At 67.2% G+C, this 23,447-nt stretch carries 25 protein-coding genes and 1 pseudogene; 15 read left to right on the top strand and 11 right to left on the bottom strand.

The annotated features are described in order from the left end of the window. Nucleotides 1-90: 90 nt before the first annotated feature. Nucleotides 91-975 carry a DUF5996 family protein gene (locus tag G4H71_RS07780; RefSeq protein WP_246442765.1) on the top strand — a complete coding sequence of 295 codons (885 nt, stop codon included), beginning with the start codon at nucleotides 91-93 and terminating at the stop codon, nucleotides 973-975. Nucleotides 976-1,043: 68 nt separating this feature from the next. On the opposite strand, the pseudogene G4H71_RS07775 reads toward G4H71_RS07780, so the two are convergent. The 3 genes and pseudogenes from G4H71_RS07775 to G4H71_RS07765 all read right to left on the bottom strand — a co-directional run. Then, a pseudogene (locus tag G4H71_RS07775) lies at nucleotides 1,044-1,814 on the bottom strand (CbtA family protein); the annotation flags it as partial. Further along, complete coding sequence (locus G4H71_RS07770; protein ID WP_246442462.1) at nucleotides 1,805-1,969, bottom strand: CbtB domain-containing protein; 165 nt, start codon at nucleotides 1,967-1,969, stop codon at nucleotides 1,805-1,807. The pseudogene G4H71_RS07775 and the gene G4H71_RS07770, both read right to left, overlap by 10 nt. 101 nt (nucleotides 1,970-2,070) lie before the next feature. Further along, entirely contained in the window at nucleotides 2,071-2,385 is a 315-nt protein-coding gene (locus G4H71_RS07765; protein ID WP_072740003.1) for an antibiotic biosynthesis monooxygenase family protein, read from the bottom strand. A 30-nt stretch (nucleotides 2,386-2,415) separates the two neighbouring features. Between G4H71_RS07765 and G4H71_RS07760 the strand changes: the two genes are divergently transcribed. Beyond that, nucleotides 2,416-3,210 (top strand): alpha/beta fold hydrolase, encoded by a 795-nt coding sequence (locus G4H71_RS07760; RefSeq protein WP_072740002.1) that lies wholly within the window; start codon nucleotides 2,416-2,418, stop codon nucleotides 3,208-3,210. Here the strand turns inward: G4H71_RS07760 and G4H71_RS07755 are convergent. Next, nucleotides 3,194-4,093 (bottom strand): iron-sulfur binding domain-containing protein, encoded by a 900-nt coding sequence (locus tag G4H71_RS07755; RefSeq protein WP_072740001.1) that lies wholly within the window; start codon nucleotides 4,091-4,093, stop codon nucleotides 3,194-3,196. The genes G4H71_RS07760 and G4H71_RS07755 overlap by 17 nt on opposite strands. A gap of 100 nt (nucleotides 4,094-4,193) precedes the next feature. On the opposite strand from G4H71_RS07755, the gene G4H71_RS07750 reads away from it, so the two are divergent. Further along, on the top strand, nucleotides 4,194-4,820 hold the full coding sequence (locus G4H71_RS07750) for a carbonic anhydrase (RefSeq protein WP_072740000.1): 627 nt from the start codon (nucleotides 4,194-4,196) through the stop codon (nucleotides 4,818-4,820). 72 nt (nucleotides 4,821-4,892) lie between these two features. After that, nucleotides 4,893-5,630: a hypothetical protein gene (locus G4H71_RS07745; RefSeq protein ID WP_072739999.1), complete on the top strand. Its 738-nt coding sequence runs from the start codon at nucleotides 4,893-4,895 to the stop codon at nucleotides 5,628-5,630. 36 nt (nucleotides 5,631-5,666) lie between these two features. On the opposite strand, the gene disA is transcribed toward G4H71_RS07745, so the two are convergent. Next, a complete protein-coding gene (gene disA / locus G4H71_RS07740; RefSeq protein WP_072739998.1) occupies nucleotides 5,667-6,752 on the bottom strand; it encodes a DNA integrity scanning diadenylate cyclase DisA in 1,086 nt (361 codons plus the stop codon). An 87-nt stretch (nucleotides 6,753-6,839) separates the two neighbouring features. Here disA and G4H71_RS07735 point away from each other — a divergent pair, with 87 nt between their 5' ends. After that, nucleotides 6,840-7,400 carry a PaaI family thioesterase gene (locus G4H71_RS07735; protein WP_072739997.1) on the top strand — a complete coding sequence of 187 codons (561 nt, stop codon included), beginning with the start codon at nucleotides 6,840-6,842 and terminating at the stop codon, nucleotides 7,398-7,400. 28 nt (nucleotides 7,401-7,428) lie between these two features. On the opposite strand, the gene radA is transcribed toward G4H71_RS07735, so the two are convergent. Both radA and G4H71_RS07725 read right to left on the bottom strand, forming a co-directional pair. Then, a complete protein-coding gene (gene radA / locus G4H71_RS07730; RefSeq protein WP_072739996.1) occupies nucleotides 7,429-8,817 on the bottom strand; it encodes a DNA repair protein RadA in 1,389 nt (462 codons plus the stop codon). Nucleotides 8,818-9,142: 325 nt separating this feature from the next. Further along, a complete protein-coding gene (locus G4H71_RS07725) occupies nucleotides 9,143-9,787 on the bottom strand; it encodes a copper chaperone PCu(A)C domain-containing protein (RefSeq protein ID WP_072739995.1) in 645 nt (214 codons plus the stop codon). A gap of 263 nt (nucleotides 9,788-10,050) precedes the next feature. Between G4H71_RS07725 and carD the strand changes: the two genes are divergently transcribed. The 7 genes from carD to G4H71_RS22870 all read left to right on the top strand — a co-directional run bounded on the left by carD (nucleotide 10,051) and on the right by G4H71_RS22870 (nucleotide 14,884). Next, the gene (gene carD / locus G4H71_RS07720) at nucleotides 10,051-10,539 is read left to right on the top strand and encodes an RNA polymerase-binding transcription factor CarD (protein ID WP_072739994.1); all 489 of its coding nucleotides are present in this window, start codon (nucleotides 10,051-10,053) and stop codon (nucleotides 10,537-10,539) included. A gap of 26 nt (nucleotides 10,540-10,565) precedes the next feature. Beyond that, the gene (gene ispD, locus G4H71_RS07715) at nucleotides 10,566-11,267 is read left to right on the top strand and encodes a 2-C-methyl-D-erythritol 4-phosphate cytidylyltransferase (RefSeq protein WP_072739993.1); all 702 of its coding nucleotides are present in this window, start codon (nucleotides 10,566-10,568) and stop codon (nucleotides 11,265-11,267) included. After that, entirely contained in the window at nucleotides 11,264-11,740 is a 477-nt protein-coding gene (ispF, locus tag G4H71_RS07710) for a 2-C-methyl-D-erythritol 2,4-cyclodiphosphate synthase (RefSeq protein WP_072739992.1), read from the top strand. The genes ispD and ispF overlap by 4 nt, the downstream gene beginning before the upstream one ends. Nucleotides 11,741-11,751: 11 nt before the next feature. Further along, on the top strand, nucleotides 11,752-13,146 hold the full coding sequence (gene cysS, locus G4H71_RS07705) for a cysteine--tRNA ligase (protein ID WP_072739991.1): 1,395 nt from the start codon (nucleotides 11,752-11,754) through the stop codon (nucleotides 13,144-13,146). Beyond that, a complete protein-coding gene (rlmB, locus tag G4H71_RS07700) occupies nucleotides 13,146-14,117 on the top strand; it encodes a 23S rRNA (guanosine(2251)-2'-O)-methyltransferase RlmB (protein WP_072739990.1) in 972 nt (323 codons plus the stop codon). Before cysS ends, rlmB begins: the two co-directional genes overlap by 1 nt. A gap of 177 nt (nucleotides 14,118-14,294) precedes the next feature. Continuing rightward, a complete protein-coding gene (locus G4H71_RS07695; RefSeq protein WP_169847192.1) occupies nucleotides 14,295-14,600 on the top strand; it encodes a WXG100 family type VII secretion target in 306 nt (101 codons plus the stop codon). Continuing rightward, a complete protein-coding gene (locus tag G4H71_RS22870) occupies nucleotides 14,597-14,884 on the top strand; it encodes a WXG100 family type VII secretion target (protein WP_072739988.1) in 288 nt (95 codons plus the stop codon). The genes G4H71_RS07695 and G4H71_RS22870 overlap by 4 nt, the downstream gene beginning before the upstream one ends. Before the next feature lie 54 nt (nucleotides 14,885-14,938). Here the strand turns inward: G4H71_RS22870 and G4H71_RS07685 are convergent. Beyond that, a protein-coding gene (locus G4H71_RS07685) for an IS3 family transposase (RefSeq protein ID WP_185280442.1) occupies nucleotides 14,939-16,113 on the bottom strand; the annotation gives its coding sequence in 2 pieces (ribosomal slippage) (nucleotides 14,939-15,858 and nucleotides 15,858-16,113; 1,176 coding nt in all). A gap of 175 nt (nucleotides 16,114-16,288) precedes the next feature. Here G4H71_RS07685 and G4H71_RS07680 point away from each other — a divergent pair. Further along, nucleotides 16,289-17,389 carry a WXG100-like domain-containing protein gene (locus G4H71_RS07680; protein WP_083343351.1) on the top strand — a complete coding sequence of 367 codons (1,101 nt, stop codon included), beginning with the start codon at nucleotides 16,289-16,291 and terminating at the stop codon, nucleotides 17,387-17,389. A 38-nt stretch (nucleotides 17,390-17,427) separates the two neighbouring features. On the opposite strand, the gene G4H71_RS07675 is transcribed toward G4H71_RS07680, so the two are convergent. Continuing rightward, nucleotides 17,428-18,602, bottom strand: a protein-coding gene (locus G4H71_RS07675; RefSeq protein WP_185280442.1) for an IS3 family transposase whose coding sequence is annotated in 2 segments (ribosomal slippage) — nucleotides 17,428-18,347 and nucleotides 18,347-18,602 — 1,176 coding nt in all. Because the reading frame shifts where the segments join, the coding sequence is not laid out codon by codon here. 155 nt (nucleotides 18,603-18,757) lie between these two features. Here G4H71_RS07675 and G4H71_RS07670 point away from each other — a divergent pair. Continuing rightward, complete coding sequence (locus G4H71_RS07670; RefSeq protein WP_072740411.1) at nucleotides 18,758-19,192, top strand: HEAT repeat domain-containing protein; 435 nt, start codon at nucleotides 18,758-18,760, stop codon at nucleotides 19,190-19,192. Nucleotides 19,193-19,284: 92 nt separating this feature from the next. On the opposite strand, the gene G4H71_RS07665 is transcribed toward G4H71_RS07670, so the two are convergent. Beyond that, on the bottom strand, nucleotides 19,285-20,514 hold the full coding sequence (locus G4H71_RS07665) for an IS256 family transposase (RefSeq protein WP_072740403.1): 1,230 nt from the start codon (nucleotides 20,512-20,514) through the stop codon (nucleotides 19,285-19,287). 139 nt (nucleotides 20,515-20,653) lie between these two features. Here G4H71_RS07665 and G4H71_RS22865 point away from each other — a divergent pair, with 139 nt between their 5' ends. Beyond that, nucleotides 20,654-21,064, top strand: a complete 411-nt coding sequence (locus tag G4H71_RS22865) for a YbaB/EbfC family nucleoid-associated protein (protein ID WP_072740156.1) — start codon at nucleotides 20,654-20,656, stop codon at nucleotides 21,062-21,064. A 77-nt stretch (nucleotides 21,065-21,141) separates the two neighbouring features. Here G4H71_RS22865 and G4H71_RS07655 read toward each other — a convergent pair whose 3' ends face one another. Beyond that, the gene (locus tag G4H71_RS07655) at nucleotides 21,142-23,439 is read right to left on the bottom strand and encodes a glycoside hydrolase family 3 C-terminal domain-containing protein (protein WP_217631290.1); all 2,298 of its coding nucleotides are present in this window, start codon (nucleotides 23,437-23,439) and stop codon (nucleotides 21,142-21,144) included. Nucleotides 23,440-23,447: the final 8 nt, after the last annotated feature.

The following is a 23,447-nucleotide window of genomic DNA, read 5'->3' as shown; positions in this document are numbered from 1 at the left end:
GGAGGCATAGTGCTCGAGAGGAAGACTCCGGAACAGGTGTGGCCGGCGCTCCGGGTCGACGACTGGACCGACACTCGCAACACCCTGCACATGTGGACGCAGATAGTCGGCAAGATCCGGATGGCGCACGCGCCGTTGCTCAATCACTGGTGGCAGGTCCCGCTCTACGTGTCGCCCCGCGGGCTGACGACGTCGAGCATCCCCTACGGCGCCGAATCGTTCGACATCGAATTCGACTTCCTCGACCACGAACTGAAGATCCGTACCAGCCGCGGCGGTGCGGCGGGCATCCCGCTGGTGCCGAAGACGGTGGCGACTTTCTACGACGAGACTCTCACTGCGCTGAAGGAACTCGGCGTCGAGACACACATCAGCGCCACGCCGAACGAGGTCGATCCGGCGATCCCGTTCGCGGAGGACACCGAACACCGGTCCTACGACGCAGACGCCGTGCACCTGTTCTGGCGGCAGCTTCTCCAGGCGGACCGCCTGATCCACGAGTTCCGTTCCCGATTCATCGGCAAGGTCAGCCCGGTGCACTTCTTCTGGGGATCCTTCGACATGGCCTGTACCCGGTTCTCCGGACGTACCGCACCCACTCACCCCGGCGGTGCGCCGAACTGCGGCGATTGGGTGATGGTCGAGGGCTACTCGCACGAACTCAGCAGCTGTGGATTCTGGCCCGGTGGCGGTGAGGAAGGCGCGTTCTACGCCTACGCCTACCCGCAGCCCGACGGATTCGCCGACTACCCGGTTCGGCCGGCTGACGCCTTCTGGAGCAAGGACTTCGTCCAGTTCCTGCTGCCGTACGAAAAGGTTCGTGCCGCAACGGATCCGGATGCCGCGGTGCTCGACTTCCTGCAGAGCACCTACGAGGCGGACGCCGAACTGGGCAATTGGGACCGAAACGCGCTCGAGGCGCCTCCGGACCGGCTGGACCCGTTCCAGGTGCACCGCTCGCGCCCCACCGGCTGACGCCCGCTCAGCGTGTGATTCGAGCGGCCCGCTCGGCGTCGTTTCGAGCGGCCCGCTCGGCGCCTGATTCGAGCGGCCCGCTCGGTCAGAAACGCGAAGGCCATACCCAGCACCAGCCACAGCGTCGCCTGTACCGCGAGGGACGAGAGCCGGAACTCCCACAGCAGCGACGCCGGGAAGTCGTCGGCGACCTCGTCGATCTTCGGCAGGATCAGGTAGCCGACGGTGACGACGGCGAGAAAGGCCGCGACCGGGGCGGCGACCCGCACGCTCAGGAACTGCCGATCCCGCACGGCCCGGGCGACCCCGGCGGCGACGGACACCGCGATCAGCCCGAGTACGACCGATGCGAACCACAGCCAGGTGCGCTGCGTGATCGTCTCCGGATCGCCGACGGCCGGCGGGTTCGCGGGATACTTGAAGAACGGAACGGCTTCGACGGCCAGCCACGCGAGCCCCGCCAGAACGAGACCGAACGCGGGCGCGCTCGACGCGGAGACACGCCGGAGGCGGAGGTAGTAGTACGCGACGGAGAACACCGCACCCAGCGCCATTCCGGCCAGCCCGGTGGCGAGGAACAGCCCGAAGCGCTGACCGGTGCGGCTGACGAGAGCCTCGTCCTCGTCGTGAGAATGGCCGCCGGACTCGACGGCGTCGTGCTCGTGCGCCCCGGCCGACTCCTCGATCGCGATGGCCGCGTCGATGTGCGGTTCACCGAGTACGAATGCGACGCCACCGGCGAGGACGCCCCCCACGAGGCCCGCGAGGAGCCCGCGGAGCAGGAGCGTGACCAGCGATTCGGTACGCGACGTCGGCGCGGGGGAATCGGTCAGTGGCATGGCAGACCCAGCAGGTGCCGGCCGTCGTGCATCAGCTCGTGCATGAACATGCCGGTGCGGGACACCGCACCCTGATCGAACCCGACGACGTACAACGCGAGCATCGCCAGCAGAACGATCGCGGCGGAGAGCAGCGCCAGACGTGCCGGATCCACCGATGCTTCCGGCGAGTGAGCGAGTGCCGGATTCCTGCCGAACCATCGCGAGGTAGAGCGAAACTGTGGCACCCGCTCGGTGCCGTGTCAATCGGAGGGATTCAGGACTTCGGGGCCGCGTTCACGTCGAGGACGACCTCGAACTCGAGGAGAGCCGACCCGGTGGCCACCGGGTTGCGGGCCTCGCCCGCATGAGCTTCCTTCGCCCGGCCGTCCCGCCACGCGGCGAACGACTCCTCGTCCTCCCACTGGGTGACGACGAAGTAGCGGTTCTCGCCCGCGGTGGGGCGCAGGAGCTGGAAGCCCAGGAAACCGGGCGAATCGTCCACGGTGTGGGCACGGTTCGAGAACCGCTTCTCGAGCTCGGGACCGGCGCCCTCGGGCACCTCGATTGCGTTGATCTTCACCACTGCCATGACGTGAGACTACTCCGTTACCGTGGCGTCATGGACTTGCACGCACCGCGTGAGGTGGACCTGCATCCGCTGCACGACGAGGGCGGAACCGGACGCCCGATCCTGTTGCTGCACGGGCTGATGGGCAGCGCCCGCACCTGGCACCGGCACCTGCCGTGGCTGCGCGAGTTCGGCCACGTGTACACCTTCGATGCCGCCGGCCACGGGCGGCCCGCGCCACCGGAACTGACCACCGAGGCGTTCGTCGAGGACCTGGTGCGGCATCTCGACGGTGGACGCGAGGCCGGCCGGTTCGACGAGCCCCTGACCGTCGTCGGGCATTCGATGGGCGGGCTGCACGGATGGATGCTCGCGGCCACCCGCCCCGAACTGGTTCGCGCACTGGTGGTCGAGGACATGGCCCCGGACTTCCGCGGCCGCACCGCGGAGAACTGGGCGACGATGATCGCGGCATGGCCGCAGCCGTTCCCTTCCGAAGCCGCGATGCTCGACCACTTCGGCCCGGTGGCGGGGCGGTACTTCCTGGACTCGTTCGACCGCAGGCCCGACGGCTGGTACCTGCACGGCGCGGTGGAGACCTTCCGGGACATCTCGGAGGAGTGGGGCACCCGGGATTTCTGGGAGCAGTGGGCGTCGGTGCGAGTGCCGTCGCTGCTCATCGAGGGCGAGCACACCATCACCCCGGAGGGGCAGATGGCGAAGATGGCCGAGATCGGCCCCGAGGCGACGCACGTCCGGATCGCCGATGCCGGGCACCTCGTGCACGACGACCAGCCGGAGCGCTATCGGGCCGCGGTCGAGGAGTTCCTCACCCGCGTGCGGTGAGGCCGGGCTCGGCACCCTCCCCGGCCAGGGCGAACAGGCCGTCGACGGTCTGTTCCACCAGCCCGTCCACGAGCAGCGAATCCAGGGCCCGATCGCGTTGACCCGGGTCCTGCGGCCACACGATGTCCAGGAGCGGACGCTCGACCGGCCCGGGCGCCTCACGGAGCACTGCCATCAGCTTCCCGCGCACCTGCCGGTCCGTGCCGGCGAACTTCTGCACCTTGCGCCGCTCGCCCATCGCGGCGGGGCGGCCCGCTTCCTGCCACGCGCACCGCGGCAGCGGGCACCGATCGCAGTCCGGGCTCCTGGCGGTACACACCGTGGCGCCGAGTTCCATCACCGCCGCCGAGAACGTCGCGGCGCGAGCCCGCGTCCGCGGCAGCAGCGCCGCGACGTCGTCCATGTCGCGGCGAGCCGGGTTGCCCTGGTCGGCGCGACCGTGCACGGCACGCGCGATCACGCGCCGGACGTTGGTGTCGACGACCGGAACACGCTGGCCGTACGCGAAGCACGCCACCGCCCGCGCCGTGTAGTCGCCGATGCCCGGGAGCGAGAGCAGCGTGTCCACGTCCGTGGGCACCTCGTCGGCGTGATCGGTGGCGAGGACCCGGGCGCATTCGTGCAGTCGCATCGCGCGGCGCGGATAGCCGAGCTTTCCCCAGGCCCGCAGCACGTCGGCCTGGCTGCTCGCCGCCATCAGTGAGGGCACCGGCCACCGCCGCACCCACTCCTCCCAGATCGGCGCCACCCGGACGACCGGGGTCTGCTGCAGCATGATCTCGCTCATCAGGACCTGCCAGGCCGTGACGCCCGCACGCCGCCACGGCAGGTCACGCGCCTCGGCGCGATACCAGGTGAGGAGGGCGTCCGGGTCGATCGTCACGTCTGCTCACACGTCCTCTCGAAAGCTCGAGCGCTTCTCATATCCCAGTGGAAACGTTCCGGCTGCATGCCCGTCATGTGTCCGGGTGCACAATGTGGGCATGCCGAATTCGAATCCGGTCTCCGCATGGAAGGCCTTGCGTCAGGGTAACGAGCGCTTCGTGACCGACGCGTCAGTGCACCCCAGCCAGGGCATCGCCGATCGGGCGAAGCTGGTCGACGCGCAGCACCCCACCGCGGTGCTGTTCGGGTGCGGCGATTCGCGGGTCGCCGCCGAGATCATCTTCGACCAGGGCCTCGGGGACATGTTCGTGGTCCGCACCGCCGGTCACGTCGTGGACAGTTCCGTGCTCGGATCCATCGAATACGCCGTGCACGTGCTGAACGTCCCGCTCATCGTCGTCCTCGGCCACGACGGCTGCGGTGCGGTGAAGGCCACGCTCGACGCTCTCGACCACGGCCAGGTCCCCGGCGGGTTCATCCGAGACGTGGTCGAACGTGTCACTCCGTCCATCCTGATGGGCCGTAACGAGGGTCTGACCACCGTCGACGAGCTCGAGGCACGGCACGTCGCCGAGACCGGCTCGCTCCTGATGCAACGTTCGCGGATCATCGCCGAGCGGGTCGAGAAGGGTGCCTGCGCCATCGTCGGCGTCACCTACAAGCTGTCCGACGGCCAGGTGAAGCTGCAGGGTGTCCTCGGCGATGTGGGAGAAGTCTCGGGCTGAATCATCCGGCGGGCGGCGACACGCCGCGCTCGCTGATCACTCGAGCGACCTCGCCGAACTACCGTTGAGGTCGTGTTCCAACCCAACGGTCCGCTGCCACCCGAGATCTACTGGCGCCGACGCGCGCTCGCTCTCGGCGCCATCGTCCTCGCGCTGATTCTCGTGGTGTGGCTGATCGTGTCCCTGCGTGGCGGGTCCGAGACAGCGGAGGCGGGCACCACGGGTGTCGAAGTGGACGCGACGCCCACGTCGGTCTCGGCGAGCGCCACCTCGTCCGCGAACTCGGGTTCGGGTTCGGGTGGGTCCGGCGGGGGTTCGGGCAGTTCCGACGACGACCGTGACGACGACTCGGAGACCACCGCGACGTCGGAGACGTCGTCTACTCCCGCGCCGCCGGTGGCGCCCGGCCAGTGCGCCGACCAGTCGTTGGCGATCAAGGTGAGCCGCGACAAGCCCACGTACCCGGCGGGCGAGGAGCCGACGTTCACCACGATCATCACCAACATCGGCGATGCGCAGTGCGACCGGGATCTCGGCAGCGGGTTCCAGCAGGTTCTCGTCTATTCGCTCGACGGCAACCGGCGGCTGTGGTCGAACACGGACTGCTTCCCGCAGACCGAGCCGGACGTGCGCTCGCTCGCCCCGGGCGAGCAGGCCGTCTTCAACGTGAAGTGGTCGGTGAAGACGTCCACTCCCGAGTGCGTCGATCAGCCGGAGCCCGTTCGTGAGCCGGTGGGCCCGGGCGCGTACACCGTCGTCGGCCAGATCGGTGAGCTGCGCAGCGCGCCGGAGCCGTTCAACCTCGGCTGACGCGTCGAGCGCGCCTCCCAGGAACAGTGCAGGACGTCAGTCGTAGGGGTTCGTGATCGCCGTTTCGGCGAGGCGGGACAGCCCTTCCCTGATGTGCCGCGCCCACAGCCCACCGATCCCGTCGACGGCCTGCAGGTCCGCTGCCGTCGCCGCGAGCAGCGCCTGCAGGGTGCCGAAGGACCCGACGAGCCGGTGGATCTGACTGAACTGCAACCGCGGTACCCGATGCAGGACCCGGTAACCCCGTGGGCTCATCGGTGCCTCGAGGGCCTCGATCGTCGACGGATAGCCCAGGGCCCGGGCCAGGGTCGTCAGATCGAGCAGATCCGCGTCCGTGATGCGGTCCAGAGCGGCGAGTGACTGCTCGACCTCGGAGATCGAGACTGCGCCCTCGCCCGCGTGGTAGTCGCGCACGATCAGTTCGCGGGCCTGGTCGTTGTCGCCCACCAAGTCCTCGAGTTGGAGCGCCAACTGCCTTCCGTCCGTGCCGAGTTCGAGTACATCGCGCGCGATCTCCACGGACACGCGGCGCACCATCTCGAGGCGCTGGACGACGATCAACGCGTCCCGCAGCGTCACGAAGTCCTCGATCTCGACCACGGACAGCTGCCGGGTGACCTCGTCGAGCCGGGCCTTGTACCGCTCCAGGGTGGCGACGGCCTGGTTGGCCCGAGCCAGGATGGCATCCGAGCCGGCCAGGACGTGCCGGGTCCCGTCGATGTAGACGCTGACGATCGCGGTGGACTGGCTGACCGACACCACCGGGAACCCGGTCTGGATGGCGGTGCGTTCGGCAGCACGGTGTCGGGTTCCGGATTCGACGGTGGCGATGGTGTGGTCGGGGACCAGCTGGACGTTCGCGCGCACGATGCGGGAACCGTCGGTGGACAGCACGACGGCGCCGTCCATCTTCGACAACTCGCGCAGGCGGGTAGGGGCGAAGTCGACGTCGAGGACGAAACCCCCGTCGCACAGGTTCTCCATCCGCTCGTCGTAGCCGAGCACGATGAGGGCGCCGGTGCGGCCACGGAGGATGCGTTCGAGCCCGTCGCGTAGTCCGGTCCCGGGGGCGAGCCGGGCCAGCGTGTTACGCAACGTCGCCGACTGCTCGGCCTCGTTCATCTGCGCAACACTCCTAGTGAGGTAGACGTCACTTTGTCCGGGTCCACCGCCGGAGGGGCCGTGGCGCCGCATTTAGATTAACTGCTCATGAGTAGTACCTGGACTTTGCCCGACGACCTGGCGGCGCCCGAGCGGGCCCCGAGCTTCCCCGCGCCCGGTGGACAGCTGCCGCAACACTGGTCGAAGTGCTTCGGCTGCGGGGACGACCAGCCTGCCGGGATGACGATGACGTTCGTCGCCGGTGAGGGCCTCGACGTCACGGGTCGGCTCGAGGTCGCCAAGAAGTACCAGGGCGGCCCCGGGGTCATCCACGGCGGCATCCTTACCACGGCGTTCGACGAGGCGCAGGGCATGGCGTGCATGAGCCTGGGCACGGCGGTCGTCACCGGCCACCTCGAGGTCGATTTCGCCCGGCCGATCCCGCTCGGGTCGGTTCTCGAGATCCACGCCCGCATCGACGGCACCGTCCGGCGCAAGGTGTACACCAGCGCGGAGGCTCGCATCGTGTCCGGCCCGACGGCCGATCCCGACGCGGTCGTGGCCACGTCGCGGGCGTTGTTCCTCACCGTCGGCGCGGAGCATTTCGAGAAGGTGAAGAACTTCGTCGACGGGACACCGTCGTCGCCGTTCGAGACGTCCTCGGTCTGACCGAGCCGCCGGGCACAGGTCGCCGCGGTCAGATGCCCATCGAGGTGAGCGCCGCGGACAGGGTGCCGACCTCGGTGATCTTCATGTCCGGGTGCGAGCACGCCGATCCGGAGGGCACGATCGCGCGGGTGAATCCGAGCCTGGCCGCCTCGGCGAGCCGTCGGCCGACCCCGGCCACTCGCCGCACCTCCCCGGCCAGGCCGACCTCGCCGAGCACCACAGTTCCGCCGAAGATCGGGCGTTCACGCACTGCGGAGGCAACGGCCACGGCGACGGCCAGGTCCGCGGACGGTTCGGTGAGCCGCATGCCGCCGACGGTGGCGGCATAGACGTCGCTCTTGGACAGGGTCACCCGGCAGCGTCGGTCCAGCACGGCCAGCACCATTGCCACCCGTGCTCCGTCCAGGCCGCTGACCGCCCTCCGGGGTGCCGGCACGCTGGTATAGGCGACGAGGGCCTGCACCTCGCCGAGTAGCGGTCGCTTGCCGTCCATCGCGACCGTGACGGCGGTTCCCGGTACCAGATCGAGCCGGTGATGCAGGAACAGCCCGGACGGATCGCTGACCTCGGCGATACCGTCTTCCTGCAACTCGAAGCAGCCGACCTCGTCCGCTGCTCCGAACCGGTTCTTCACGCCGCGGACCATGCGCAGGGTGGAGTGCTTGTCGCCCTCGAAGTGCAGGACGACGTCCACCAGGTGCTCGAGCGAGCGGGGGCCGGCGACGGCGCCGTCCTTGGTGACGTGCCCGACCAGCAGCACGGGGACGCCGCTGGACTTCGCGAGTGTCGTCAGAGCGCTGGTGACGGCCTTGACCTGGGTGACTCCGCCGACCACGCCGTCGACGTCGGCGGCGAGCATGGTCTGGACCGAATCGACCACCAGCAACGTGGGGCGCACCTGTTCGACGTGCCCGAGCACGGTGGCGAGATCGGATTCGGCGGCGAGATAGACGCGTTCGTGTACCGCGCCGGTGCGGTCGGCACGCAGCCGAACCTGTCCGGCGGATTCCTCGGCGGTGACGTAGAGGGCGCGGTCGTCCGGCCCGCGCCGGGCCCAGCGGTGGACGGCCTCGAGCAGCAGCGTGGACTTGCCGACGCCCGGCTCCCCGGCGAGCAGGACGACGGAACCGGGGACGACGCCGCCGCCCAGCACCCGGTCGAGCTCGCCGATGCCGGTGGGTTTGAGCTTGGTGGTGGTGCTGTCGACCTGGGTGAGTGGCGTGGCCGGCGTGGTGGGCAGCACCGCGCCCGCTCCGGCCTGCGCGAGTGAGGCGCCGGGTCGGGACGCGACGGCAGCGAGGACCGGTGCCGCCTCGGCCATCGACCCCCAGGCGCCACAATCGGGGCAGCGCCCCACCCATTTCGGTACCGTGCACCGGCACTCCGAGCATCGGAACTCGGACTTCGCTTTCGCCACGGTGGCAGCCTAGGTGGAGGGACCGACAGTGGTCGGTGTGGTTGCCGGTCGTCGCGTAGTCGGCCAGCCGCCGCGATCGCCTCGATGACAGAGGAATTGTCGCTGGCACAAGGTTCTCGGCCGGGCGAAGTCTCTGTGATGACGACAAAACCTCTGTGACGGCAGGTCAGGTCTCGCCCAGACAGGGTGCGGGGTCGTCGGGCTCGAGCTCGTTGCCGGTTCGCCGCACCCATTCGCGTTGCCGATGCTCTCAGGTGTACCCGCAAAACGACGGAACCCCCGCCGCGAGTGCGGCGGGGGTTCCGGGGATCGAGTGAGGGGAGGGTCAGTGCCCGCCTTCGCCCTCGATGGGCGACTTGTCGGAGACGTGCCGCTCGAGGACCGGCCCGGCATCGACCGGCACCTCGACGGTGACGGTGCCGGCGTTCTCGAACGTGAAGGTGACGGGGAAGGTGAGCCCCGGCCGCACGCCCTCGTTGAGGTTCTCGAGTTCGACCACCAGGACGTCGACCGGGACGGCCGCGTCCTCGCTGGTGCCGGTCTCGGCCTGCTCGAGAGCTTCGAGCGCGGCCTCGACGTCTTCGACGTTCACGCCGGGTTCCGCGGTGAGCAACGTCTGAGCCGGGATCACCAGGGAACCGACCTGCTCGTCGATCACGACCTCGGACGCGTAATCGGTCGAGATGTCGACGAGGCGGTCGTCGGTGTCGTTGCTCTCGTTGATGACGGTGAACGACAGGATCGCGGTTCCGCCCGGCTCGATGCTGTACTCCTCGGAGTCCGGGTAGACCACGTGGACGTTGCGCAGGGCGAGTTCGCCGAGCTGGGCGGTGTTGCCGTTGACGGCCGATGCCTGGGAGGCCGTCTGGCTGACCTGGCCTGCACCGCAGGCGGACAACGTGAGGGCTGCGCCCGCGGCGAGGGCGATCGCGGTTGCGACTCGGCGAGTCGGCTTGTCGAGAGCTGTCACGAGTTGTCCTCCATGGCGTCAGGTTCGCACTCCACTAGGCAGCGTAGTAGTCAGCCTCGACGGCGCGCGCACAGGGTAGTGGGATTCGTCGTCCGTGTCGCGTTCCTGCGCACGTGAACGCGGATTTTCCCGGCACCGGATGCATGAATCCGACCCACTGTCAACCCCTACGATCAGCCGACGAGGCCCCTGACCTGCGCTGTTGATGGGACGGCCAAATTCCGGCGTGATAAACTCGGTGGATCGAAAGGGGCACGGGACAGATGATTTTCAAGGTCGGAGACACCGTCGTATACCCCCATCACGGTGCGGCGCTCATCGAGGCGATCGAGACGCGCACCATCAAGGGTGAACAGAAGGAATATCTCGTTCTCAAGGTCGCGCAAGGCGATCTCACCGTTCGGGTTCCCGCGGACAACGCAGAGTACGTCGGAGTCAGGGACGTCGTGGGCCAGGAAGGCCTCGACAAGGTGTTCGAGGTGCTGCGCGCACCGCACACGGAAGAGCCCACCAACTGGTCGCGCCGGTACAAGGCGAATCTCGAGAAGCTGGCGTCGGGCGACGTGAACAAGGTCGCCGAGGTCGTGCGTGACCTGTGGCGGCGGGAGCAGGATCGCGGTCTTTCCGCAGGCGAGAAGCGAATGCTTGCCAAGGCCCGGCAGATCCTCGTCGGCGAGTTGGCGCTCGCGGAGGGTACGGACAACGACAAGGCCGAGACCATCCTGGACGAGGTCCTCGCGGCCGCGTCCTGAACACAACCGAACACACACGACGACCGGTGGCCGCAGTGAACGGTGCCGTGGTGGCGCTGGTGCCTGCCGCCGGTCGTGGCGTGCGTCTGGCCGAGGCGATGCCCAAGGCATTCGTCGATCTCGGCGGAACATCGATGTTGACTCGCGCGGTCGACGGCCTCCTCACCTCGGGGGCTGTCGACCGCGTCGTCGTCATCGTCCCCGCCGAACTGTGTGAGTCCACCGCGACGGCACTGCCGCCGGAGGTGACGGTGGTGGCGGGCGGTGCGGAGCGCACCGATTCGGTGCGGGCCGGCCTGGCGGCCGCCCCGGAGGCCGACTACATCCTGGTCCACGACGCGGCCAGGGCGCTGACGCCTCCCGCCCTCGTCGCCGGGGTGGTCGACGCACTCCGGGCGGGACACTGCGCCGTGGTGCCGGTATTGCCGGTGGTCGACACCATCAAGTCGGTCGACTCCGACGGCCGGGTGACCGGGACCCCCGAACGGTCCGGACTGCGTGCGGTGCAGACGCCCCAGGGGTTCGCCGCGGACGTGCTGGTGCGGGCCTACGCGGCGTCCGGAGAGCTGGCCACCGACGACGCGGGGCTGGTCGAACGGATCGGCGAGACCGTCACCTGCATCGACGGCCATCCACTCGCCTTCAAGATCACCACCCCGCTGGATCTGACACTCGCCCGCGCCCTCGTCGCCGAGGGTGCAGCGTCCGGAGAGGAAGTGCCCCAGTGAGAGTCGGCATCGGTACCGACGTCCATCCGATCGAGCCGGGGCGTCCCTGCTGGATCGCGGGCCTGCTGTTCGCGGACGCGGACGGGTGCGCGGGACACTCGGACGGTGACGTCGCCGCGCACGCACTCTGCGATGCCCTGCTCTCGGCAGCGGGGCTGGGCGACCTCGGTTCGGTGTTCGGCACCGACCGGCCGGACATGGCCGGTGCCACCGGGGCCGACATGCTCACCGAGGTGCGGCGCCTGCTCGAGCAGGAAGGCTTCGTGATCGGCAACGCGGCCGTGCAGGTGATCGGCAACCGCCCGAAGATCGGGCCTCGTCGGCTCGAAGCCCAGGCGGTGCTCACCGGTGTCGTCGGCGCGCCGGTATCGGTCTCGGCGACCACCACCGACGGGCTCGGTCTGACCGGCCGCGGGGAGGGGATCGCGGCGGTGGCCACGGCATCGGTGATCGCTCCGGATACCGCCAGGTAGGATGGCCTGTCGTGACCCTGCGCCTATACGACACCGAGACGCGGGCCGTGCGTGACTTCGTTCCGCTGGCCCCCGGACACGCATCGGTGTACCTGTGTGGCGCCACGGTCCAGGGCGAGCCACACATCGGTCACGTGCGCAGCGGCGTCGCCTTCGACGTCCTGCGTCGCTGGCTGGCCGCGCACGACTACGACGTGGCGTTCGTCCGCAATGTCACCGACATCGACGACAAGATCCTGAACAAGGCCGGCGAGGCAGGCCGCCCCTGGTGGGAGTGGGCCGCGACGTTCGAGCGGTCGTTCACGTGGGCCTACGACCAACTCGGCGTACTGCCCCCGTCGGCGGAGCCGCGGGCCACCGGGCACGTCACCCAGATGGTCGAGATGATGCAACGGCTCATCGACAACGGGCACGCGTACGCGGCCGACGGCGACGTCTACTTCGACGTCCGGAGCTACCCCGACTACGGGCGGCTGTCCGGGCACAAGCTCGAGGACGTCCACCAGGGTGAGAGCGCGGGAGCCGGAAAGCGTGACCCGCGCGACTTCACGCTGTGGAAGGCGGAGAAGCCGGGCGAGCCGTCCTGGCCGACGCCGTGGGGCCGTGGCCGTCCCGGGTGGCACCTCGAATGCTCCGCGATGGCCGAGTTCTATCTCGGCGCGTCCTTCGACATCCACTGCGGCGGGTTGGATCTGGTCTTCCCGCACCACGAGAACGAGATCGCTCAGGCCAAGTGCGCCGGGGACGGCTTCGCCCGGTACTGGCTGCACAACGGCTGGGTCACCATGGGCGGCGAGAAGATGTCGAAGTCGCTCGGCAACGTGCTCTCGGTGCCGAACGTCCTGAAGAAGGTCCGTCCGCAGGAACTGCGCTACTACCTCGGCAGCGCGCACTACCGTTCGATGCTCGAGTACTCCGATGCCGCTCTCGACGAGGGCGCGGCCGCATTCCGGCGCATCGAGTCGTTCGTGACCCGAGCCACCGAGCGAGCCGGCGAGGTCGCGGTCGGCAGCTGGACGGAGGCGTTTGCGCGGGCGCTGGACGACGATCTCGGCGTTCCGGCGGCGCTGGCGGAGATCCACGGCCGAGTCCGCGAGGGCAACATCGCCCTCGAATCCGGAGACCTGGATCTGGCTCGCGAGATCGCCTCGTCGATCCGGGCGATGACTGCGATACTCGGGGTGGATCCGCTCGATCCACACTGGCGTCAGGAGTCGGCGACGAGTTCGGCCGCCTCCGACGCGCTCGAGGTACTGGTGCGCGCCGAGCTCGAACGCAGGCAGCAGGCGCGGGCGGAGAAGAACTGGGCGGTGGCGGACGAGGTGCGTGATCGCCTGATCAAGGCGGGCGTCACCGTCACCGATACACCCCACGGACCCGAGTGGTCTCTCGAGGCAGGACAGTAATGGCAGGCAACTCCAGTAGGCGCGGCGCGGTCCGCAAGACCGGCACCAAGAAGGGGCAGGTCGCCGGTTCGGGCGGCAAGCGTCGGCGCGGGCTCGAGGGCCGCGGCGCCACGCCGCCTGCCGAGGCGCGCACCAAGCATCCGGCCGCCAAGCGCGCGGCACGCGCGGCCAAGGCCGCCGATCGTCCCCCGCAGGGCGGACGAGGACGCCCGACCGCGGGCCGGAAGGGTGCGGAAGGGCCGGAGACGGTACTCGGCCGCAATCCGGTTCTCGAGTGCCTGCGCGCCGGGGTGCCCGCGACGGCGCTGTACGTCGCGGTCGGCACGGAGAACGACGACCGGCTCACCGAGTCCGTGCAGTTGGCGGCGGACGAGGGCATCTCGATCCTGGAGGTGCCCCGGCACGATCTGGACCGGATGAGCGCCAACGGTCTGCACCAGGGCGTGGCGCTGCAGGTGCCGCCGTATCGGTACGCACATCCCCACGATCTGATCGAGCGGGCACGGATCGATGGCCGGCCGCCTCTGCTGGTCGCACTCGACCACATCACCGACCCGCGCAATCTCGGGGCCGTCGTGCGCTCGGTCGCCGCCTTCGGCGGGCACGGAGTGGTGATCCCGGAGCGCCGCAGTGCTTCCGTCTCCGCAGTGGCGTGGCGTACCAGCGCCGGGGCCGCGGCCCGGATTCCCGTCGCTCGTGCCACCAATCTCACTCGGACACTGAAGGATTGGGCGTCGAAGGGCGTCCAGGTGGTCGGTCTCGATGCGGGCGGCGACACCTCGCTGGACGATTTCGACGGCAGCGGTCCCGTCGTGGTCGTCGTCGGCTCGGAGGGCAAGGGCCTGTCCCGGCTGGTGCGTGAGACGTGCGACTCGGTGTTGAGCATCCCGATGGCGGGGCCGGTGGAATCGCTGAACGCCTCCGTCGCTGCGGGCGTCGTGCTCGCGGACGTCGCGCGCAGCCGCCGCTGAGTTCTGCGAGTTGTACCAACTCGCGAATGGCGCGTCTTACCGCTCCTGCCTGTCACTGCTCCGGCCGTAGTCGCCACTCCTGATATGCGAAGTGCCCGACGAACACGTTGGGCGCATTCAAACTGGTCGACTCGGCCGTGCGTTGGTACCGTTATGCGGGACAACGGGGGGTGTGAAGTGGGCGAACTGAATGTGTCAGTTGACGAACTGATCGACGCCAGCGTCAGTGTGGAGAACATCGCGAATGACATCGATGGCGGCGTGCGTGCGTTCGCGGCCGAAGTCGACTGCCTGCTTTCAGAGTGGTCAGGATTGTCGGCCAACCAGTTCGAAGGCTCTTGGGTCGAATGGCAGGACGGCGCCAGCCGCGTAGTCGAGGCGCTCCGCATGTCTTCCGGCCTGCTGGCCGATGGCGCCCGAAGCTACGCCAGCCAGGATACGGCGACCAGGGAGAATCTGGGTGGCATTCAGGGGCAGCTGTGACTAGTTTCGCGGTTGACCTCGAACGATTGGCTCAGATCGTCGACCGGGCCGGTGAGCTCACCCGAAGCGTCGACCAGTGGTTGGACGACCTTGATGCACGCGTGACTCGATTGCACGAGACCTGGCAGGGTGACGCTGCCTCGGCCCAGCTTCAAGCGCACCTCGAATGGGCGCGGGGAGCTCAACAGATGCGTGAGGCGCTCGCGGCACTCGAAGTATCTGCACACACAGCTCATTCGAATTACACGTCCGCTGTGTCTGCGAATCTGAGAATGTGGTCGTGACACCGCTCGTATGTGAGGGGCTGGAAAGTTCTCGGACAGCGAGATTTGGTTATCTCAAGCCGCCTGATTCTGCTGGAACCACGCGGACTCTACTTCGTTCGGCGTGTGGTAGTCAATTCCGGAGTGCAGACGAATCTGGTTGTACCGCAACTCGATATAGCGGGTGATATCCCTTCGAGCGTGTTCCCGGGTCGGGTATTGAGTGCGGTTCACGCGCTCATTCTTCAGGGTTCCATTGAAAGATTCCGCCCAGGCATTGTCATAGCAAGTTCCCGTGCGGCCTACCGATCGCACGATGCCGAGTTCTTGTGCCACTGAGGCGAATTCAGCGGAAAGGTACTGGCTGCCGCGGTCGCTGTGGAATATTGTTCCTTCGACCATGATGGGCAGGTTCCGGATGGCCATGCGCAGGGCGTCGGTCACCAATTCGGTGCGCATATGGTCCGCCATCGCGTACCCGATCACCTTCTTCGAATAGCAGTCGAGCACGGTGGCCAGATAAAGCCACCCTTCCCAGGTACGGATATAGGTGATGTCACCGACGAGCTTGCGTCCCGGCGCGTCGGCGGTGAAGTCGCGTGCCACCAGGTCGGGCAGGTCGGCGGCGTCGCCGGCGATGGTGGTGACCGGTCGGAACGGCCGGGGCTGGCACGGCACCAACCCCAGCTCACGCATGATTTTCCGAACGGTGTCCGGATCGACCTGGGTTCCCCACCGGGCGAGCTGGGCGTGGACGCGGCGGTAACCGTAGGTGCTGTCGGAATGATCGAAGCAGAACCGGACTTCTGCTTCGAGGATTTCCCGCCACCGCGCGGTGGCCGAGGGTTTCCGGCTTCGCCAGTCATAGAATCCTGAGCGGGAAACTCCTGCCCACCGGCACATATCGACCACAGCGTAATTGCCTTCTTCGGACGCGATGAACGCGTACTTGACCGTTACCGGTGCTTCTTCGCGAAGAAGGCCACCGATTTTCCCAGGAAGCGGTTCTCGTCCTCCAGTTCCCGGACCCGCCGCTCCAATTCCTTCAAGCGGGCACGTTCCGGCAAAGACAACCCGGTATCCGCTGCCGAGTTCGTGCGCTGGAGCTGTTTCACCCAGTTCCGGATCGTCTGATCGGTTACCCCGCAATCGCGCGCGACATCGGCGATCGGCCGAGACTTCTCGAACACCTCACGTGCCGCCGTTTCCCGGAACTCCGGGCTGAACTGACGCGACTTCTTCTGTGCCACAAACAACTCCGTTCAGTCACCCAAATCTTACTTTGGGTCGCTGTCCGAGAAAGTTCCGGCACCTCAATGCAGGCCTGCGGACTACGCGACTGCCGGTGAAGCTGTAGGCAGAACCTACGAAGAAGTCGACGCCGTTTCCCAACACGCGCTCTCCGAGCTCTCGGGGCTTGCGGGCATGGCTGGATGGGACAGTGCAGGACAGGAGTTTGCTGCAGCGTACGACGACGCAGCGGGTGCTCTTTTCATCTCGATGTCGCATCTGATCGACGGGGCCGGTCAGATCGCGGACCTCCTACACGCGACTGGATTCAACCACGCCAACGCCGACGACCCGGGTTCCGCTCCCGACGCCGCGGCCTCGGACTACCCTCCCGCTCCGAATCTTTCGGCGATATCGCGGCCGGCAGTGCGGACACCTCCGAGCGCGAATGGTGGGGACGACGACCCGCCCTGGGGCTGGAGCCTGGTGGAAACTGCAGTGGGCTACCTGTGGCCGAACGGCGATGAATCCAAACTTCGCTCGGCAGCATCGGCTTGGCGCCTGGCGGGTGCCGGCTTGGGTACAGCGGCTCTTCCCATTCATGATGCGATCGACATGGTTGCTGCGCAACAGTCTCCAGAGGTAGGCGTCGTTACCGACGCATGTGAGGAGTATCGGGCGCAGCTGCTCGACATTGCCGACTGCTGTGCAAGTCTGGCGGCCGCATGCGATGAGTACGCTGACCATCTCGCCACCGCGCACGAGGAAATTCTCGATCTGCTGAACCAGCTTCTTTGGGAAACGGCAGTCATCGGCACGATCGGAGTCGCCGGAGCCTTCGTCACAGCCGGGGGCGCCGCAGCCGGAGGCAGTGCCGCAGTGGCTGCAAGGGTGACCATGTACGCCGCAAGGATCAGCACGGTGATCGACAAGCTCGTAGCCGCGACCGGGTTTGTCGGCCGAACGATTATTGCGATCGTTGGCCGAAGTACCGAGGTTGGCAGCCGGATTTGGGCAGCAGTGATGTCTCGATCGCAGGTCCTGGCGAGCAAGATCCCAGGCGTCAGTCACCTCGGACGCATTCCGTTGAAGCAGGAGTTGGACAACGCGCAAGTATGGCGTGGGAGGTTCCCCAATGACGGTGGGCCACCGAATGGGTTCTTGGTCCGCCGCGACCAGCAGGGAAACGTCACGCACTACATTCAGTATGACAGCGACGGCAAAGGGATCAAGCGTGTCGACATCACCGGTGCTAGCCACGCTGGTGTGCCTACCCCACATGTTGTCGACATCTGAGGGGCTGGAAAGTTCTCGGACAGCGAGATTTGGTTATCTCAAGCCGCCTGATTCTGCTGGAACCACGCGGACTCTACTTCGTTCGGCGTGTGGTAGTCAATTCCGGAGTGCAGACGAATCTGGTTGTACCGCAACTCGATATAGCGGGTGATATCCCTTCGAGCGTGTTCCCGGGTCGGGTATTGAGTGCGGTTCACGCGCTCATTCTTCAGGGTTCCATTGAAAGATTCCGCCCAGGCATTGTCATAGCAAGTTCCCGTGCGGCCTACCGATCGCACGATGCCGAGTTCTTGTGCCACTGAGGCGAATTCAGCGGAAAGGTACTGGCTGCCGCGGTCGCTGTGGAATATTGTTCCTTCGACCATGATGGGCAGGTTCCGGATGGCCATGCGCAGGGCGTCGGTCACCAATTCGGTGCGCATATGGTCCGCCATCGCGTACCCGATCACCTTCTTCGAATAGCAGTCGAGCACGGTGGCCAGATAAAGCCACCCTTCCCAGGTACGGATATAGGTGATGTCACCGACGAGCTTGCGTCCCGGCGCGTCGGCGGTGAAGTCGCGTGCCACCAGGTCGGGCAGGTCGGCGGCGTCGCCGGCGATGGTGGTGACCGGTCGGAACGGCCGGGGCTGGCACGGCACCAACCCCAGCTCACGCATGATTTTCCGAACGGTGTCCGGATCGACCTGGGTTCCCCACCGGGCGAGCTGGGCGTGGACGCGGCGGTAACCGTAGGTGCTGTCGGAATGATCGAAGCAGAACCGGACTTCTGCTTCGAGGATTTCCCGCCACCGCGCGGTGGCCGAGGGTTTCCGGCTTCGCCAGTCATAGAATCCTGAGCGGGAAACTCCTGCCCACCGGCACATATCGACCACAGCGTAATTGCCTTCTTCGGACGCGATGAACGCGTACTTGACCGTTACCGGTGCTTCTTCGCGAAGAAGGCCACCGATTTTCCCAGGAAGCGGTTCTCGTCCTCCAGTTCCCGGACCCGCCGCTCCAATTCCTTCAAGCGGGCACGTTCCGGCAAAGACAACCCGGTATCCGCTGCCGAGTTCGTGCGCTGGAGCTGTTTCACCCAGTTCCGGATCGTCTGATCGGTTACCCCGCAATCGCGCGCGACATCGGCGATCGGCCGAGACTTCTCGAACACCTCACGTGCCGCCGTTTCCCGGAACTCCGGGCTGAACTGACGCGACTTCTTCTGTGCCACAAACAACTCCGTTCAGTCACCCAAATCTTACTTTGGGTCGCTGTCCGAGAAAGTTCCGGCACCTCAATCGTCCATGACCTGAATCCGCATACAGGGCTTACGGTTCCACGTGAACTCAAGCGTACCGTTCGACCTGCAACCCCAGGTGAGGTGCCATGATCGACGATATGAACAACCCCGACGGACGGGAAGCCGTCGATATCCTGATCCAGGCGTCGCACTCTTCCGAATGGAGTTTGCGAGAGCGGGCATGCTATGCGATGTCCCCGCACATCTCCGATCAGGCAATCGCAAATCGGTTGGCCGAGATGCTTCATGATCCGGACATCGCAGTGCAGGTTGCGGCGGCCGAAGTGCTCGCCCGTCGGGGCGGACGTTCCGGGCTCATCGCAGTGCTCACGGAACTCGGCCGACGAGTCGACGACCCGGATGCCGACCACATCGCATACAAACTTCAGGAGCTGCAGGGTCTCGACGACCTCCCGATTCTACGGGAAACAAGAGACGTGGTTTCAGACGGTACCGTTCCCGAAGTCGTAAGGGCCGGAGCCTCCGAGATAGAAGCACTTTTCGGCCACTATTCCCCGTAAGGACAACGCATGCCTCGCTATCCAACCGATGCTGACCAAGGTCAAGTCCCAGGGCGTGGTGTACGACGGTCGTCGCGTGACTCCTCGTGGGGTTATGCGGTCAGAGCCGCCGGCGTCACCTCCTCGGTAGGTTCGTGGGTGCCGCGGGACCGAGTCAGCACGTCGAGGCCGAGGTAGCGGCGGCCTTCGATCCACTCGTCATGCTGCTCGGCGAGTACCGCGCCGACGAGCCGAATCAGGGCGGTGCGATCGGGGAAGATCCCGACCACGTCGGTTCTGCGCCGGATCTCCTTGTTGAGCCGTTCCTGAGGATTGTTCGACCAGATCTGCCGCCAGATCTGCTTCGGGAAGGCCGTGAAGGCGAGGAGGTCTGCCCGCGCGGAGTCGAGATGATCGGCTACCGTTGGGAGCTTCTCCGACAAGGCGTCGATCACCCGATCATATTGAGCATGAACAGAATCGGCGTCCGGCTGGTCGTAGACGGAGTGCAGGAGCGCACGCACCCAGGGCCACGAGTTCTTCGGTGTCTGGGACATGAGATTGGTCGAATAATGCGTCCGGCACCTCTGCCAAGCGGCCCCGGGCAGGGTGGCGCCGATCGCCGACACGAGGCCGGCGTGGGCGTCGGAGGTCACCAACCGCACTCCGGACAGGCCGCGGGCGACCAGCGACCGGAAGAAAGCCAACCAACCGGCCCCGTCCTCGGCGGAGGTCACCTCGATTCCCAGGATCTCGCGGTAACCCTCGGCGTTCACTCCGACCGCGACCAGGGCGTGCACGTTCACCACCCGGCCGTTCTCGCGGACCTTCAGGACGAGGGCGTCGGCGGCGACGAACGTGTACGGGCCGGCGTCGAGCGGGCGGCTGCGGAACGCCTCCACCTGGGTGTCGAGGTCCTTCGCCATCACCGACACCTGGGATTTCGACAGGCTGGTGATGCCGAGCGAGTCGACGAGTTTCTCCATCCGTCGGGTCGAGACCCCGAGCAGGTAGCAGGTGGCCACCACCGACGTCAGGGCCCGCTCGGCACGCTTGCGGCGCTGCAGTAACCAATCAGGAAAGTACGAGCCCTGACGCAGCTTGGGGATCGCGATGTCGAGGGTTCCGGCGCGGGTGTCGAAGTCCCGGTGGCGGTAACCGTTCCGGCTGTTGGTGCGGTCCTCGGAGCGTTCACCAAAACCGGCGCCGCACAGGCTGTCGGCCTCGGCGCCCATCAGCGCGTCGATGAACGTGGACAGCAGGCTGCGCAGCAGGTCGGGGCTGGCGTCGGTGAGGCGATCGGTCAGGAACTGGTCCAGGTCGATATCGTGGGCAGTGGTCATCGCGTGCTCTTTCGTCGAGTCGAGTTGGTAGCTCTCTCGAAGAATCACGCGATGACCGCCTACTTTCCGGCTACGACACGCCGGTGACGTCCTGATCCGGCTCTTACACCATCGTCATGGACGCAACCCTGACCAATGGATGCATGAAAATGCCGAGAAACTCGCTCAGATCCAAGCCACGGCCGAACGGACACGTCAAGTAATCGGATCTATCAAGGGGTGCTCACGAAGCCCTGACGGATTCGTGGAGGTGGTCGTTGATGCTGCGGGAGAACTCGAGTCGCTTCATATCAGTCGTGCGGCTATGTCTTCGAGTCCCGATGTCCTTGCTCGTACTTTGATGTCGACCATACGATCCGCTCGTGCGGAGGGTGCGGCAGAACTACGAAAGCACTTGAGTTCCGACCCAATTGCCCAGGAAGGAATCGATGTTCTGGAGATTCTGGGAGTTTCTGATGAGGAGTGTTCCGAAACCGTCCGGCCGGCCACACCTCGGGACATTCCCAGCGATGAGCCGTGGGGGCAGCGCAGCATTCTCCACCGTCCGTAGTCGTACCAGGGCGCCGGGCTGTGGGGGTGTATCCATCCGGTGGAGTCGCTGAACGCCTCCCTCACGCGCAGCCGCCGCTAGGACGCGCCGCTCCGCGACCTGTTGGCCAGTTCGATCAACTGGCGCACTGCGGCGGCGTCGAAGCCGATTCCCGGGATGGCGGGCAGTCTCCCGACCGGGAGTGAGCCGAGCATCTCGAGGGTGCCCCTGTCCTGTTCCAGGTGCCCCGCGGCGTCGGCGCCGATCGCCTGTTCGGCGAACTTCAGCACCACCTCGCGCACCTCGGGAATGTGCATCAGTTCGCCGAGCGTGGACTCCTCGGTGGCAGGCACGATCGGCTCCTCGCCGATGACCTGCACCTGCGCGCGATCGCGGATGTCCCGGCTCGATTCGCCGACCTCGACGGTGTAGGTCCCGCTCTCGACCACCCAGCCCCCGCTCCGGATGTCCCAGTACGCCAGGTCCTTTCGTGACACCTCGACCGTCACCCGCCGCGACTGACCGGCCTCGAGTTCGACACCGGCGAAGCCCTTCAGCTCGCGGGGCGGCCGGGCCACCGCGGAGCGGGCGAGGCCGGTATACACCTGGACGACGGCCCGTCCGGCCCGCGGCCCGGTATTCGACACCGTCACCCCGACGTCGAGCCCTGTCTCGGTGACGGTCACCTCGAGGTCGGTGTAGTCGAACGTCGTGTAGGTGAGACCGTGCCCGAACGGGTACTCCACGTCCTGCTCCCGCGCGTCGTACCAGCGGTAGCCGACGAACAGCCCTTCCCCGTACCGCACGTGTGCACTGTCGCCGGGGAAGTCCAGGTAGGCCGGGGTGTCCTCGAGTCGCCGGGGGATCGTCTCCGTGAGCCGCCCGCACGGCGCGACGTCGCCGTAGAGGACGTCGGCGATCGCACCACCGCCCGCCTGGCCGAGCAGCCACGCCTCGACGATCGCCGGCACGGCGGACCCGAAGGGTGTCAACTCGACCACGCCACCGTGGGAGAGCACGACGACGGTGCGGTGATTGGCGGCGAACACGGCGTCGAGCACGGTGAGTTGAGCGTCGGGCAGGTGCAGGTGCGTCCGGTCGAAGCCCTCGGATTCGGCATCGGCGGGCAGCCCGAGGAACACGACCGCGACGTCCGCTGCCGCGGCCACGTCCACGGCGTCGGCGAGCAGCGTCGCCGCAGCGCCGTCGTCGACCGCCTCCCGGTCGAGAGTGAAGCCGGGAGCGAACCGCACCCGTTCCTCTCCCGCGAGTGCGCGCATCTCGTCGAGCGCGTTGTCCAGCCGCGTGGGGTGGATCCGGGAGCTGCCGGCACCCTGATAGCGCGGCGTCCTGGCGAACTCGCCGATCACCGCGACCGAGGCGTCACGGTCCAGCGGCAGGAGGCTGTCGTCGTTCTTCAACAGCACCACGCAGCGCGCGGCGACGTCGCGGGCGAGGGCGTGATGAGCCTCGTGATCGGCGGTGGCCGTCGGATCGGCGTTCGCGGCGGCGCGGCGGGCGAGGGTGACCACCCGGGCCGCGGCCTCCTCCACGACGTCGTCGTCGAGGTGACCCTCCGCCAGTGCGCGCAGCACCCGCTCCTCGCCCACGCCGCCACTCGACGGCATCTCGAGATCCAGGCCCGCGGCGATCCCGGCGACGCGGTCGTGGACGGCGAACCAGTCCGAGACGACGAGGCCCTCGAAACCCCATTCGCGCCGGAGGACGGCATCGAGCAGCCAGGCGTTCTCGGTGGAGTACACGCCGTTGATCCGGTTGTAGGAGGCCATCACCGTCCACGGCTGTTCGGTGGTGACGACGTGCTCGAACGCCCGCAGATAGATCTCCCGCAGCGGACGCGGGTCGATGTCGGCACTGACTCGGAGCCGGTCGTGTTCCTGGTTGTTGGCCGCGAAGTGCTTGAGCGAGGCCCCCACGCCCCGGCTCTGCAGGCCGCGCACGAGGGCGGCCCCGGCGACTCCGCTGACGTACGGGTCCTCCGAGTAGTACTCGAAGTTGCGGCCGCACAACGGTGACCGCTTGATGTTGATTCCCGGCCCGAGGACGACGCCGACGGACTCGGCGAGGGCTTCGTCCGCGACGGCACGACCGACCTGCTCGATCAGGTCCGGGTCGAACGAGCAGCCGAGGGCCACCGCGGGCGGAAAGCAGGTGGCCGCCACGCTGTCGCCGAAGCCGAGACCCTCGCCGTCCTCGTTCTGCTTGCGGAGCCCGTGCGGGCCGTCGGTCAGCATCACCGAAGGGATGCCGGCACGGGCGATGCCCTTCGTGTGCCAGAACTTCTCGCCGGTGGTCAGCGACACCTTCTCGGCGGGTGTCAGTCCGGTCAGGGCTGCGCGCGCCGGATCGTCTCGATTCGCGTCGTGGGCGTCCATGTCCGCCA

The sequence above is a fragment of the Rhodococcus triatomae genome (assembly GCF_014217785.1).
Taxonomy (GTDB): domain Bacteria; phylum Actinomycetota; class Actinomycetes; order Mycobacteriales; family Mycobacteriaceae; genus Rhodococcus_F; species Rhodococcus_F triatomae.
Note: the sequence above shows the minus strand (reverse complement) of the source record. Positions and strands in the feature narration are given on the sequence as shown.

Bases quoted from the DNA above. Each gene is read 5' to 3' on its own strand.
- G4H71_RS07735 (WP_072739997.1), top strand. From the start codon at position 6,840: ATGAGTAGTACCTGGACTTTGCCCGACGACCTGGCGGCGCCCGAGCGG.
- G4H71_RS07665 (WP_072740403.1), bottom strand. From the start codon at position 20,514: ATGACCACTGCCCACGATATCGACCTGGACCAGTTCCTGACCGATCGC.
- G4H71_RS07765 (WP_072740003.1), bottom strand. From the start codon at position 2,385: ATGGCAGTGGTGAAGATCAACGCAATCGAGGTGCCCGAGGGCGCCGGT.
- G4H71_RS22865 (WP_072740156.1), top strand. From the start codon at position 20,654: ATGCATGAAAATGCCGAGAAACTCGCTCAGATCCAAGCCACGGCCGAA.
- G4H71_RS07760 (WP_072740002.1), top strand. From the start codon at position 2,416: ATGGACTTGCACGCACCGCGTGAGGTGGACCTGCATCCGCTGCACGAC.
- G4H71_RS07680 (WP_083343351.1), top strand. From the start codon at position 16,289: ATGGCTGGATGGGACAGTGCAGGACAGGAGTTTGCTGCAGCGTACGAC.
- disA (WP_072739998.1), bottom strand. From the start codon at position 6,752: ATGAACGAGGCCGAGCAGTCGGCGACGTTGCGTAACACGCTGGCCCGG.
- G4H71_RS07780 (WP_246442765.1), top strand. From the start codon at position 91: ATGTGGACGCAGATAGTCGGCAAGATCCGGATGGCGCACGCGCCGTTG.
- G4H71_RS07670 (WP_072740411.1), top strand. From the start codon at position 18,758: ATGATCGACGATATGAACAACCCCGACGGACGGGAAGCCGTCGATATC.
- carD (WP_072739994.1), top strand. From the start codon at position 10,051: ATGATTTTCAAGGTCGGAGACACCGTCGTATACCCCCATCACGGTGCG.
- G4H71_RS07750 (WP_072740000.1), top strand. From the start codon at position 4,194: ATGCCGAATTCGAATCCGGTCTCCGCATGGAAGGCCTTGCGTCAGGGT.
- rlmB (WP_072739990.1), top strand. From the start codon at position 13,146: ATGGCAGGCAACTCCAGTAGGCGCGGCGCGGTCCGCAAGACCGGCACC.
- G4H71_RS07655 (WP_217631290.1), bottom strand. From the start codon at position 23,439: ATGGACGCCCACGACGCGAATCGAGACGATCCGGCGCGCGCAGCCCTG.